The 13,325-nt window shown below is 67.4% G+C and carries 10 protein-coding genes; 5 read left to right on the forward strand and 5 right to left on the reverse strand.

The window, feature by feature from the left end; translation table 11 throughout:
* Positions 1-26: 26 nt before the first annotated feature.
* Entirely contained in the window at positions 27-908 is an 882-nt protein-coding gene (locus E8F11_RS17940; RefSeq protein ID WP_280290184.1) for a LysR substrate-binding domain-containing protein, read from the forward strand.
* Between the two features lie 452 nt (positions 909-1,360).
* On the opposite strand, the gene E8F11_RS17945 is transcribed toward E8F11_RS17940, so the two are convergent.
* A complete protein-coding gene (locus tag E8F11_RS17945; protein WP_280290185.1) occupies positions 1,361-2,917 on the reverse strand; it encodes a sigma-54-dependent transcriptional regulator in 1,557 nt (518 codons plus the stop codon).
* Positions 2,918-3,177: 260 nt separating this feature from the next.
* Between E8F11_RS17945 and phhA the strand changes: the two genes are divergently transcribed.
* From phhA to E8F11_RS17960, 3 genes are all read left to right on the forward strand, one after another.
* On the forward strand, positions 3,178-3,969 hold the full coding sequence (gene phhA / locus E8F11_RS17950; RefSeq protein ID WP_280290186.1) for a phenylalanine 4-monooxygenase: 792 nt from the start codon (positions 3,178-3,180) through the stop codon (positions 3,967-3,969).
* Positions 3,970-4,098: 129 nt separating this feature from the next.
* A complete protein-coding gene (locus E8F11_RS17955; RefSeq protein WP_280290187.1) occupies positions 4,099-4,455 on the forward strand; it encodes a 4a-hydroxytetrahydrobiopterin dehydratase in 357 nt (118 codons plus the stop codon).
* On the forward strand, positions 4,452-5,645 hold the full coding sequence (locus E8F11_RS17960; protein WP_280290188.1) for an amino acid aminotransferase: 1,194 nt from the start codon (positions 4,452-4,454) through the stop codon (positions 5,643-5,645). Before E8F11_RS17955 ends, E8F11_RS17960 begins: the two co-directional genes overlap by 4 nt.
* 34 nt (positions 5,646-5,679) lie before the next feature.
* Here E8F11_RS17960 and arfB read toward each other — a convergent pair whose 3' ends face one another.
* The 4 genes from arfB to ptsP all read right to left on the reverse strand — a co-directional run bounded on the left by arfB (position 5,680) and on the right by ptsP (position 11,761).
* Positions 5,680-6,093: an alternative ribosome rescue aminoacyl-tRNA hydrolase ArfB gene (gene arfB, locus E8F11_RS17965; RefSeq protein ID WP_280290189.1), complete on the reverse strand. Its 414-nt coding sequence runs from the start codon at positions 6,091-6,093 to the stop codon at positions 5,680-5,682.
* A 111-nt stretch (positions 6,094-6,204) separates the two neighbouring features.
* The gene (locus E8F11_RS17970; protein WP_280290190.1) at positions 6,205-7,947 is read right to left on the reverse strand and encodes a PTS fructose-like transporter subunit IIB; all 1,743 of its coding nucleotides are present in this window, start codon (positions 7,945-7,947) and stop codon (positions 6,205-6,207) included.
* Positions 7,944-8,900: a 1-phosphofructokinase gene (gene pfkB / locus E8F11_RS17975; RefSeq protein ID WP_280290191.1), complete on the reverse strand. Its 957-nt coding sequence runs from the start codon at positions 8,898-8,900 to the stop codon at positions 7,944-7,946. Before pfkB ends, E8F11_RS17970 begins: the two co-directional genes overlap by 4 nt.
* A complete protein-coding gene (gene ptsP / locus E8F11_RS17980) occupies positions 8,900-11,761 on the reverse strand; it encodes a phosphoenolpyruvate--protein phosphotransferase (RefSeq protein ID WP_280290233.1) in 2,862 nt (953 codons plus the stop codon). Before ptsP ends, pfkB begins: the two co-directional genes overlap by 1 nt.
* Before the next feature lie 205 nt (positions 11,762-11,966).
* Between ptsP and cra the strand changes: the two genes are divergently transcribed.
* Positions 11,967-12,950, forward strand: coding sequence for a catabolite repressor/activator (gene cra / locus E8F11_RS17985; protein ID WP_280290192.1), 984 nt, complete (start codon positions 11,967-11,969; stop codon positions 12,948-12,950).
* Positions 12,951-13,325 lie beyond the last annotated feature (375 nt).

The following is a 13,325-nucleotide window of genomic DNA, read 5'->3' on the forward strand; positions in this document are numbered from 1 at the left end:
AATCCATTTCACCTATTGAGCCCTTCATGTTCGCCAACCTGCCGCTGACCGCCCTGCGCAGCTTCGAATCCGCCGCGCGCCTGTCCAGCTTCAAGGCAGCCGCCGAGGAACTGGCCGTGACGCCCACCGCGGTGTCCCACCAGATTCGCGGCCTGGAAAGCTGGCTGGGGGTGCCGCTGTTCGAGCGGCTGCCGCGCAGCGTGCGCCTGACCGACTGTGGCCAGCGCCTGTTCGGCAGCCTCCACGGCGCCCTCCTCGAAGTGACCCAGACCCTCGACCAGCTGCGTCCGCAGCGCAGCAGCGGCAACCTGACGCTCTCCACCACGCCGGCTTTCGCCGCCCTCTGGCTGATCCCGCGCCTTGGTCGCTTCTATGCCGAGCACCCGGAGATCAACCTGCGCCTGGACACCAGCAACGCGCTGATCGACCTGCACCAGGACGCCAGCGTCGACCTGGTGATCCGCTACGGCATGGGCGAATACCCGAGCCTGCACAGCCAGTGCCTGCTGGATGAATGCTTCGCGGTCTACGGCGCGCCGGCGCTGGTGGCCGGCCTGGGGGACCGAGTGCCGACGCTGATCACGGTGCGCTGGCGCAATGCCCTGCTCTATGAACTGGGCTGGAAGGCCTGGTGCCAGGCGGCCGGCGACGAGCATCTGCTGGAAGTCGCGCCACAGCGGGAATACGACGAGGAACACTACGCCCTGCAGGCGGCGATCGCCGGCCAGGGCCTGGTGCTGGCCAGTTCCATCCTGGTTTCGGAAAGCCTCGCCAGTGGCCTGCTGGTGCCCTATCGACCGGAGGTCCGCGTGGCCGGCGCGGGCTATTCCACCCTTTGCGTGCCGGGGCGGGAGCGCCATCCGCCGGTGAAGGCCTTCTTCGACTGGTTGGGCCGGGAGGTGGGGTAAGAAACGGCACAGAAGATGTGGAAAGAATCTTGTGGGGGCGAATTCATTCGCTGAGCAGGCCGCAGGCCTGCCCTGGGCGGGGCCGGGACCGCTACGCGGTCCTTAGCGAATGAATTCGCCCCCACAGGAAGAACAATTCCCCGCCACCCGAACGACAGGCAAAAAAATGGGCGACCTGTTGGTCGCCCGCCCAATCATTCCGGGAGAGGAATGTCAGAAACGCTTGTGTCCGCATCACGCAAGATTCAGACAGGAGCCTTTTTACGCGGCGCAGGCCACGGGGGCCATTGCACCAAGGTCTAAGAGCCCATTCAGGATTTCGCGAGCTAGAGCGAGACAAGGCAAAAACAGCCGAGGAAGCGGAGTTTACGACTGTAAATGAGCATTCCGACGCTGTTTTTAACGCCGTATCGCCGACGCGCAGCAGATCCTGAACAGGCTCTGGCCCTTCGTCAGTCATCCTTGCCTAGCCCGTGCTGGCGCAGCTTGTTGGCGATGGTGGTGTGCGACACCCCGAGGCGCTTGCCCAGCAGGCGGCTGCTCGGGTGCTCGGCATAGAGGCGCTCCAGCACGGCCTTCTCGAAGCGGCCGAGGATGGCGTCCAGCCCGCCGTCCAGGGAGAAGTCGCCCAAAGGCTGCGGCGCGCCGTAGTCCGGCAGGCGGATGTGCTCGAGTTTGACCGTGCCGCCATCGCACAGCGACACCGCCTGGAACAGCACGTTCTCCAGCTGCCGCACATTGCCCGGCCAGTGATAGTGGCCAAGCTTGTCCAGCACTTGCGGCGCCAGTTTCGGCAGGCCGCAGCCGATCTGCCGGCTGGCCGAATCGAGGAAGTGCTCGACCAGGGGCGGCAGGCCATCCAGGCACTCACGCAGCGGCGGGATATGCAGGGACAGCACATTGAGGCGGTGGTAGAGGTCCTGGCGGAATTCGCTCTTGGCGCAGAGTTCGGACAAGTCCACCTGGGTGGCGCAGATCACTCGCACGTCGAGGTAGACCTCCTCGTCGCTGCCGACCCGGCGGAAGCAGCCGTCCTGCAGAAAGCGCAGCAGCTTGGCCTGCAGGCGCGGGCTCATCTCGCCGACGCCGTCGAGGAACAGGGTGCCGCCGGCGGTGAGCTCCAGCAGGCCCAGCTTGCCTTCAGGCCGCGCCCCTTCGAAGGCGCCGGGCCCGTAGCCGAACAGCTCGGTCTCGGCCATGGATTCCGGCAGGCCGGCGCAGTTCAGCGCCATGAAGGGCGACTGGCCGCGCGGGCTGGCCAGGTGGCAGGCGCGGGCGAGCAACTCCTTGCCGGTGCCGGTCTCGCCCTCGATCAGCAGCGGCGCGTCCAGGGGCGCCATGCGCCGTGCCTCGCGCACCACGGCGGCCATCACCCGCGAGCTCTGGAAGATGCTGTCGAAGCCACGCAACTCGTGCTTGCGCACGTTGTAGATACGCTCGCCGACGCGGTCGGCGCGGTGCAGGGTGAGCACCGCGCCCGCCAGGGCTTCGCTTTCGTCGTGCTCGGATTGCAGCGGCGCGATATCGGCGAGGTAGGTGTCGCCCTTGACCTTGATGCGCAGGCCGTTGATCCGCGCCTTGTTGGCGCGCACCAGCTCCGGCAGGTCGAAGTCTTCCACATAGCGCGCCAGCGGAATGCCCGGCACCTCGTCCACCCGTACCCCGAGCAGCTGCGCGGCGGCGCGGTTGGCGGCGACTATGGAACCGCCCATGTCGATGGACAGCACCGGGAAGTCCAACGCGCCCAGCAGGGCGTTCAGCTCCAGGTGGCGGCGCTCGCTGGGCATCAGGCCGACGCGTTTGACGCCGAATACGCCGGGTATGGCTTCAAGCTTCGGCCGCAGGGACTGCAGCTGCAGGTTGATCAGGTTCGGACAGAGCAGGTAAATGGCATTGCCCTGGTCGCCGCCGACTTCACCGCGATTGACGTTGATGCCGTAATCGACGAGCAGGTTGAGGATGTCGCGGAGGATTCCCACGCGGTTCTGGCAATGGACTTTGATACGCATCAGGCACCCCTGGGTCGGGCTTTTGCTTGGGTTCCGGACAGAAAAATCCGTTCTCGACCCTATTTTTCCGTCAAGAATATGTGACAAATCAGGACTGCGACAAGGCGATATCTGGCCGCCTCGCCGCCAATGTAAAAATTTCCTTACGATTTCCAGGCTGCGCGACTGCTCCTTGAGCCCCCGCCCCTGCTGCGTCGCGGCCTGTCCTGCGCTATCGATAGGGCAACACAACAACGAAGCCCCACCCCCCAGGAGGCCGAATGAAAGCAACGCAGTACGTGGCCCGTGAACCCGATGCCAACGGTTTCATCCACTACCCGGATTCCGAGAATCAGGTGTGGAACACCCTGATCACCCGCCAGCTGAAAGTGGTCGAGGGCCGTGCGTGCCAGGAATACCTCGATGGCATCGAGCGTCTGGGCATGCCCCATGACCGCATCCCGCAACTGGGTGAGATCAACAAGGTGCTCGAGGCCGCCACCGGTTGGCGCGTTGCCCGCGTACCGGCGCTGATCCCCTTCCAGACCTTCTTCGAACTGCTGGCCAGCCAGCAATTCCCGGTGGCCACCTTCATCCGTACCCCGGAAGAACTGGACTACCTGCAGGAGCCGGACATCTTCCACGAGATCTTTGGCCACTGCCCGCTGCTGACCAACCCCTGGTTCGCCGAATTCACCCACACCTATGGCAAGCTCGGCCTCAAGGCGACCAAGGAAGAGCGTGTCTACCTCGCCCGCCTGTACTGGATGACCATCGAGTTCGGCCTGCTGGACACCCCGCAAGGCCGGCGCATCTACGGCGGCGGCATCCTCTCCTCGCCCAAGGAGACGGTCTACGCTCTATCCGGCGAACCCGAGCACCAGGCCTTCGATCCGCTGGAATGCATGCGCACGCCGTACCGCATCGACATCCTGCAACCGCTCTACTTCGTGCTGCCGGAACTCAAGCGCCTGTTCGACCTGGCCCATGAAGACATCATGGCCCTGGTGCACAAGGCCATGACCATGGGCCTGCACACGCCGAAGTTCCCGCCGAAGCCGAAGGCCGCCTGAACCACACTCGAAACATTCGTAGGTTGGGCTGAGCGCAGCGAAGCCCAACATCGAGAGGCTGCAAGTCCGCATGTCGGGTTTCGCTTCGCTCTACGCCAACCTACAGAACCTCATACCTGGAGATTCCCCATGACCGCCCTGTCCCAAGCCCATTGCGAAGCCTGCCGCGCCGATGCGCCGAAAGTCTCCGACGAAGAGCTGGCCGTGCTGATCAAGCAGATCCCCGACTGGAACATCGAAGTCCGCGACGGGATCATGCAGCTGGAGAAGGAGTTCCGCTTCAAGAACTTCCGCTATGCCCTGGCCTTCACCAACGCCGTCGGCGCCATCGCCGAGGAAGAAGGCCACCACCCGGGCCTGCTCACCGAGTGGGGCAAAGTCACCGTGACCTGGTGGAGCCACGAGGCCAAAGGCCTGCACCGCAACGACTTCATCATGTCCGCCCGCACCGACGAGGTGGCCGCCACCGCCGAGGGGCGTAAATGAGCCATTTCGCCAAGGTCGGCCGGGTGCCCGGCGACCCCATCCTCGGCCTGATGGATGCGTACCGCGTGGACCCCAACCCGGCCAAGCTGGACCTGGGTGTGGGCGTGTACAAGGACGCCCGCGGCCTGACGCCCATCCCCCAGGCAGTGAAGCTCGCCGAGCAGCGCCTGGTGGATACCGAAACCACCAAGACCTACGTCGGCGGCCACGGTGACGCAGCCTTCGGCCGCCTGCTGCTGGACCTGGTGCTGGGTACCGGCAACCCGCTGGAGGCCGCCGGCCGCGCCGGCGCCACCCAGACCCCGGGCGGCACCGGCGCCCTGCGCCTGGCGGCGGAGTTCATCGCCAGCAACCTGCCAGGCCGAGGCATCTGGCTGAGCGACCCGACCTGGCCGATCCACGAAACCATCTTTGGCGGCGCCGGCCTCAAGGTCGGTCACTACCCCTATGTGGATGCGACCAACCGCCTGGACGTGGCCGCCATGATCAAAGCGCTGGAGACAGTGCCGGCCGGCGACGTGGTCCTGCTGCACGCCTGCTGCCACAACCCCACCGGCTTCGACCTGGGCCAGGACGACTGGCGCCGGGTGCTGGAAGTGGTCAAGGCACGCGAACTGCTGCCGCTGATCGACTTCGCCTACCAGGGCTTCGGCGACGGCCTGGAGCAGGACGCCTGGGCCGTGCGGCTGTTCGCCGAGGCACTGCCGGAACTGCTGGTCACCAGCTCCTGCTCGAAGAACTTCGGCCTCTACCGCGAACGCACCGGCGCGCTGATCGTCTGCGCCGGCGATGCCGACAAGCTCACCGACGTCCGCAGCCAACTGGCCTTCCTCGCCCGCAACCTCTGGTCCACCCCGCCGGCCCATGGCGCCGCCGTGGTGGCGACCATCCTCGGTGACGCGGCCCTGAAGGCGAAATGGGTGGAAGAACTGGATGCCATGCGCCAGCGCGTCGCCGGCCTGCGCCTTGGCCTGGTGGAAGCCCTGCAGCCTTACGGCCTTGCCGAACGCTTCGCCCACATCGGCGAGCAGCGCGGCATGTTCTCCTACACCGGCCTGTCACCTGAACAGGTGGCGCGGCTGCGTGCGGAGTTCAGCGTGTACATGGTGAGCACCGGTCGCGCCAACGTGGCGGGTCTGGACTTCAGCCGCATCGCCGACCTGGCCGCAGCGATCGCCAAGGTGTGCTGAGCAGCGCTTTACGGGGCCGCTTCGCGGCCCTCCTTCAATAATCCACCTTCCCCCTCCCCGCCTTGACCGCCCCGCGCTTGGCCTTGCCTTCCAGCCGGCGCTTCTTCGAGCCCAGTGTGGGTTTGGTCGGCCGCCGCGCCTTTTCCACCTTGGCCACGCTGCGGATCAATTCCGCCAAGCGCTCCAGGGCATCCGCGCGGTTCTGCTCCTGGGTGCGGTACTGCTGGGCCTTGATCACGATCACGCCCTCGCCGGTGATGCGATTGTCGCGCAGCGCCAGCAGCCGCTCCTTGTAGAAGGGCGGCAATGACGAGGCATTGATATCGAAGCGCAGGTGCACCGCGCTGGACACCTTGTTGACGTTCTGCCCGCCGGCGCCCTGGGCGCGGATGGCGGTCAGCTCGACTTCGTCGTCGGGCAGGTGGACGTTGTTGGAGATCAGCAGCATGAATAGAACCGGGGCAATCCGTAGGATGGGTCGGGCGGCGTTCCGCGAGCTACGCGATACCCATCACCACCGCCGATGGGTATCGCCGAGCTCCACCCATCCTACAGGTCCTCAGGCAGCACGGCTCCCTTCCAGCACCAGCTCCTGCTCGGCGCCGCGCTTGAGCATGGCATAGAGCACCCCGGTCACCAGGCTGCCGGCGACTATCGCCAGCAGGTAGAGCAGCGCGTGGTTGATGGCGTTAGGGATCAGCATCACGAAGAGCCCGCCGTGGGGCGCCATCAGCTTGCAGCTGAAGTACATGGACAGCGCGCCGGTCAGGGCGCCGCCGGCGATGCTGGCCGGGATCACCCGCAGCGGGTCCTTGGCGGCGAAGGGAATGGCGCCCTCGGAGATGAAGCACAGCCCCAGCACCAGCGCCGCCTTGCCGGCCTCGCGTTCGCTCTGGGCGAATTTGCGGCGCATCAGCAGCGTGGCCAGGCCCATGCCGATGGGCGGCACCATGCCGGCAGCCATGGTGGCGGCCATCGGCGCGTAGCTCTGGGACGCCAGCAGGCCCACGGAGAAGGCATAGGCGGCCTTGTTGATCGGCCCGCCGAGGTCCACGCACATCATCCCGCCCAGCAACAGGCCGAGGAGGATGGCGTTGGAGGTGCCCATGTTGTCGAGGAAGTGGGTGAGGCTGGTGAGCATCTCGGCCACCGGTTTGCCGACCACGTAGATCATCACCAGCCCGGTGAACAGGCTGGAGAGCAGCGGGATGATCAGGATCGGCTTGAGCGCCTCGACGCTGGGCGGCAGCTTGGCATGACGGTTGATCGCCCGCGCCGAGTAGCCGGCGAGAAAGCCGGCGATGATGCCGCCGATAAAACCCGCGCCCAGGGTGCTGGCCAGCAGTCCGCCGATCATGCCCGGCGCCAGACCCGGGCGGTCAGCGATGGAATAGGCGATGTAACCGGCCAGCAGCGGCACCATCAGCTTGAAGGCGGCCTCACCGCCGATCTGCATCAGGGCGGCGGCCAGGGTGCCCTCCTCCTTGAAGGCCTCGATGCCGAAGACGAAGGACAGCGCGATCAACAGCCCCCCGGCCACCACCATCGGCAGCATGTAGGAGACGCCGGTGAGCAGGTGCTTGTAGGCGCCCTTGGGCTCGGCCCTGGCCTTGCCCGGTTGCGCGTCGCCGGCCTTGGCCTCCAGTGGCTGGCCTTCGGCGAGGGCGCGCTTCAAGGTGGCCTCGGCCTGTTTGAGTGCCACGCCGGTGCCGCAACGGAACACCTTCTTGCCGGCAAAACGGGCGGTATCGACTTCGATATCCGTGGCCAATAGCACCGCGTCGGCGGCGGCAATGGCATCAAGGCTCAGGGGATCGCGGGCGCCCACCGAGCCCTGGGTTTCCACCTGGAGTTCGTAATCCAGGCGCTGGGCCGCCTGCTTCAGCGCTTCGGCGGCCATGAAGGTATGGGCGACTCCAGTCGGGCAGGCAGTAACCGCCACCAGGCGCGGGCGAGCGCTGGCCGAAGGCGCGATGACCAGCGCCTCCGCTTCCTGCACCCTGGCCTCGACCGCGCCGCGCAGGAGGAAAGCCTCGCTGTCGCGCAGGGCTTCGCTGGGGGTGGCGAGGAACAGGCGCTTGCCGGCGAAGCGGTTGAGCTCGAGCGCGCCGCTGCGCACGACGAGTATCCAGTCGGCGGCCTCCAGGGTAGCGGCAGACAGCTGGCTTTCCGGGTGCTGCGGGTCCACCACTTCGACGCTGGTGCTCCAGCCCAGGCGCTGGGCGGCGGCGTCCAGCAGGCGTGCGCAGAGTACGCTGGTGACCATGCCGTTGGGGCAGGCAGTGACTATGGCGAGTTTCATCGGGGCACCTCTTGTTGTTCTGGCAGCGCCTGGACCACCACGGCGCCTTCGAGCTGTTGCAGTTGCGCGGAATCATTGATGCCAACGCCCACCTGGGTCACCGCTTGGGCGGCGATGGCGGTGGCGTGGCGCAGGGTGCGCGCCGCCGGCCAGCCGCAGAGCAGGCCGTGGACCATGCCGGCCAGCAGGGAATCGCCGGCACCCACGGTGCTGGCCACCCTGACCCGTGGCGGCTGGGCATGCAGGGCGAGGCCGGGACCGAACCAGTTCACCCCGTCGGCCCCCTGAGAAATGACGATCTGCTCGACGCCGAGCGCCTGCAGATGAAACGCCTCGTCGCGCTGGGCCTCGATGCCGTCCAGGGAGCGGCCGCAGAGCTCGGCCAGTTCGTCGGTATTCGGCTTGATCATCCAGGGCGCCGCCAGCAGGCCGGCACGCAGGGCCTCGCCGCTGCTGTCCAGCGCCACCTTCAGGCCCAGACGCTTGAGGCGTAGAAGCAGTTCGCCGAGAAAGCCCGGTTCCACCCCGCGCGGCAGGCTGCCGGCGACCACCACCAGGTCGTGGCCGGGGGCGGTGGCATCGAGACGCGCGAGGAGTTCCGCCTGGGCCGCGGCATCCACCAGAGGACCGGCGCCGTTGATATCGGTGATGCGCCCGTCGGCTTCGACGAGCTTGATATTGCTGCGGGTCTCCCCCGGCACGCGGACGAAGGCGTCGACGAAACCGCGCCGGGCGAACAGCGCCTCGAAGGCTTCCGGATTGTCGGCGCCGAGAAAGCCCGAGACGGTGAGGCTGTGCCCCAGGTCCGCCAACACTTGCGCCACATTCAGCCCCTTGCCGGCGGCGTGGCTGGCCTGGGCCTGGCTGCGGTTGACCTGGCCGGGCGTGAGACGCTCCAGGCTCAGGGTCAGGTCCAGGGCGGGATTCAGGGTGAGGCTGAGGATGCGCGCCATCAGAAACGCTCCGCCAGTTCGCGCACCGCTGCCGCGCTTTCCAGCGTCAGCGCGCCTTCGGCCAGCTCGCGGGCTGCCGACAGGCTGAACTCACGTACCCGCGCCTTGACCTCGGGGATGCCGCCTGCGGAGAGGCTCAGTTCGTCCACCCCCAGACCCACCAGCAACGGCACCGCCAGCGGGTCGCCGGCCAGCTCGCCGCACACACCCACCCATTTGCCCTGGGCGTGGGCGGCGCGCACCGTGAGATCGATCAGCTGCAGCACCGCCGGGTGCAGACCGTCGGCCTGGGCCGAAAGCGTCGGATGGCCACGGTCGATGGCCAGGCAGTACTGGGTCAGGTCATTGGTGCCGATGCTGAAGAAGTCCACTTCGCGAGCCAGCACCGGGGCGATCAACGCGGCCGAGGGCACCTCGACCATGATCCCCAGCTGCAGGTCGGCCTGGGGAATCTCGGCGGCCAGGCGCAGGCTCATGTCCCGGGCCTGGCGCCACTCCTCGACGCTGCCGACCATGGGGAACATGATCCGCAGCGCTCGCCCGTCGCTGGCTCGCAGCAGCGCGCGCAGCTGGGTTTCCATCAGGTGCGGGCGCTGCAGGGTCAGGCGCACGCCGCGCACGCCGAGGAAGGGGTTCTCCTCTTCCGGCACCGGCCAGTAGGGCAAGGGCTTGTCGCCGCCGACGTCGAGGGTGCGGGCCACCAGCGGGCGGCCGTCGAGGGCATCGAACACGCGGCGGTACTCGGCCTCCTGGGTGGCCAGGTCCGGCGCCTGGGGATGGGCCATGAAGATGAATTCGGTGCGCAGCAGGCCCACGCCCTCCGCGCCCTGGGCAACGGCCTTGGCGGCGCCGGCGCTGTCGCCCAGGTTGGCGCAGATTTCCAGACGATGGCCGTCGCGGGTAATGGCCGGCTCCAGCTTGTGGGCATCGGCCAGTTGCAGGCGACGCTGACGGCCTTCCTGCTCCTGGCGGGCACGCTCCAGCTGGGCGCTGTCCGGCGCCACGATCAGACGGCCGCGCTGGCCGTCCAGCAACAGTGAGGTGCGCGGCTCCAGCAGCAGTACGCCGGCGCCGGCGCCCACCAGGGCGGGAATGCCCAGGGCGCGGGCAACGATGGCGCTGTGGGAGGTGGCGCCACCGCGGGCGGTGAGGATGCCGGCCACGCGGTTGCGGTCCAGCCGCGCCACGTCAGAGGGTGCCATCTCGTCCATCACCAGAATGTAGGGCTCTTCCGGCTCGGGGGCGCCTTCCACGCCGCAGAGTTGGGCGAGCACGCGCCGGCCGATATCGCGCAAGTCGGCGGCCCGTTCGGCGAGCAGCGCATCGTGCAGGCTCTCCTGCTGGGTGGCGGCGGCTTCGATTACGGTCATCCAGGCGGCGGCAGCGCTTTCACCTTGTTTCAGACGGGCGTCCACCTCGTCACCCAGTTCGGGGTCGGCAAGCATCTCCAGGTGGGTGATAAAGATCTCGCGGATGGCCTTGGCCTCGCTGCGCAGCACCAGCGCCTCGATCTCGCCGCGCACATGGACCAGGGCCTGTTGCAGGCGCTCACGTTCGAAATCGGGGGACTCACCGCGCAGGGGGTAGTCCAGCTCCTTGTGCAGATGGATATGCGCGGGCCCAACGGCGATGCCAGGCGCGGCGGGGACCGCCTGGAGCTGGCTGCCCGGCGTGGGCGCTGCCAAAGGCTGGGACTCCGGTTCGGCGTCCACCATGGGCGCTTCGTTGAGCGGCAACGGCTCGACTTCCTCGCCCAGCCCCAGTTCGATGGCGGTCTTCAGGGCCGGCAGCGCCGCCTCGGCGATGGCCGGCTCGGCGAGGATTTCCAGCACCTGGCCACGACGCACACCGAGGCTGAGCAACTTGCTGAGGCTCTTCGCCGAAACCGCGGCGGCGCCACTGTCGGCCACCCGCACGCGGATATCGCCCTCGAACGCCTTGGCCAGCTGCACCAGCTCCTTGGCCGGTCGGGCGTGCAGACCGTGGGCGTTGGCCAGCGGCAGGCGCAGGCTGGGCCAGTCGGGTTGGGTTTCGCCGCCTAAGGCTTCGAGCACGGCGCGGCGCTGGGTGGCGCGAGCCAGCTCCCGGCCACGGCCCTCGATCAGCAGGGCGCAGAGGCGCTCCAGCAGGGCCAGGTGGGCATCCCCCAGGCTGGCTAGGCAGAACAGGCCATTGAGTGGCTGGTCGAGGTAGCGCAGTGGCTTTTCCGCGGTCAGGTAGGCCAGGCCCGGGCGTTGCACGGACTGGTCGCTGTGCAGCCACCAGAGGCCATCGCCCAGGGGCAGCGGTTCCCCTTGCAGCAGCGCGGCGGCGAAGCCGCCACCCACGCAATCGGCGCGGCGCAGCAGTCGGGCGCCTTGCAGCACCAGTTCGTCGTAGTCCTCCACCGGCACGCCGAGGCCGACCAACTGGTCGTCCAGCGCCAGCTCCTGGGGCGCGCTCTGCAGCAGCTTGAGCACTTCTTCCGGGGTTTCCGCACGGCGCAATTCGCTGCCCAGATCGGCCTCGCCCAGGGCCCGGGTGAGTATCTGCAGCAAGCGCAGGTGTTCGTCGGACTTGGCGGCGATGCCGATGGCGAGGAAGACGCGCTGGCCATCGCCCCAGTCCACGCCTTCGGGGAACTGCATCAGGCGTACGCCGGTGCTGAACACCAGTTCGCGGGTCTGCGGGGTGCCATGGGGAATGGCGATGCCCTGGCCGAGATAGGTGGAGCCCTGGGCCTCGCGGGCCTCGAGTCCGGCCAGGTAGCCCGGGGCGACCAAGCCGTCGCCCTCCAGCTGCTCGGCGAGCATCCGCAGCGCGGCGACCTTGTCCGCCGCGACCAGGCCCATGGAAATCTGCCCTGCGGTCAGTTCGAGCATTTCGTCACCTCTCACGGGCCTTGCGCCCTTCTTGTACTTGTCACCTGCCATCAGCCAGCGCTGCCAACCGTCGAAATGGTTGGCGAAAGAGTAGACAGAGCGCATGCTGAATCGTTTCACTAAACTGAGCGGGCACGTTACTCGATAATCTTCGATTCTTGAAGCCCGTCCGATGAAACGGTTCCGCATAACAGGAGTCATCAAGTTGAAACTCAGTGATATCGCCCGCCTGGCTGGCGTCTCCGTGACCACGGCCAGCTACGTGATCAACGGCAAGGCCGAGCAGAAGCGCATCAGCGCGGCGACCGTCGAGCGCGTGCGGGCGGTAGTGGACGAGCATGGTTTCAAGCCGAACCCCCAGGCCGCCGGCCTGCGCAGCCGGCAGACGCGCACCCTGGGCTTCATCCTCCCGGACCTGGAAAACCCCAGCTACGCGCGCCTGGCCAAACTGCTGGAACAGGGTGCGCGGGCAAGGGGCTACCAGCTGCTGATCGCCAGTTCCGACGACGAGCCGGAAAGTGAACGGCTGTTGCTCAAGCTGTTCCGCGCGCGGCGCTGCGATGCACTGATAGTCGCCAGTTGCCTGCCGGACGATGACGACAGCCTGGCACAGCTACTGGACGAGGGATTGCCGGTGATAGCCGTCGACCGCGTGCGTGATCCGCAGCGTTTCTGTTCAGTGGTCAGCGACGATCGCCAGGCCTGCCTGCAGCTCACCCGCAGCCTGCTGCGAGCGGCGCCCCGGCGCATCGCCCTGCTCGGCGCGCGACCAGAGCTGCCCATCAGCTCCGAGCGCAGCGCGGGCTTTCGCGAGGCGCTGGCCGGGCTGGATTGCGAGGTGCTGGAGGAACAGGGCGAGGAGTTCAGCCGCGACTGCGGCCGGCGCCTGATGAGCGAACTGCTGGAGCTCCAGGGCGAACTGCCGGATGTGCTGATCACCACCGCCTACGTGCTGCTGGCCGGCGTGCTGGACGTACTGCGCGAACGCGGCGACTGGCCGGAGCGGATGCGCGTGGGCACCTTCGGCGACACCCAGTTGCTGGACTTCCTGCCGCTACCGGTGAATTCCATGTACCAGCAGCACGAAGTGATCGCCGAGCAGGTGCTTCGCCTGGCGTTGGCAGCGGTGGAGCAGGAGCGCTACGAACCGGGGGTCCAGGGCGTTGCGCGGCTGCTGAAGGAGCGCTGAGGGGCGCATTTCCGAGGGAGCGAATTCCGTGGCTATGTCTGCGTTAGCTGTTGCAATACCGAATAGAAGCGTCTAGCACGGACCTTTCAGACCTGCGTGCGTGCCTGATGCATCCCTCTCCCCCGGCCCCCGCCCTGCGCCCCAGCCTGATCGCTTCGCGCTCAGGCGCTCATCGGCACCGGAAGCGGTGCTTCCGACAGCGTGCCTCTTCGCCCCGCAAGCGGTAGAGGGGTGACTCGCGCCTGACAGGGCACAGCAATCCTGATGCCCGGTCATTACCTGAACCTGTGTAGAAGAGGTGGGGCAGCGACTCTGCCCCGTCAGGAGGCCGAGTGGAAGCGTTGCGCAGGGGGACGAGCGGCATGGATGCCGCGA

The organism is Pseudomonas sp. BN417 (genome assembly GCF_029871205.1).
In the GTDB taxonomy this organism is placed as follows: Bacteria; Pseudomonadota; Gammaproteobacteria; order Pseudomonadales; family Pseudomonadaceae; genus Metapseudomonas.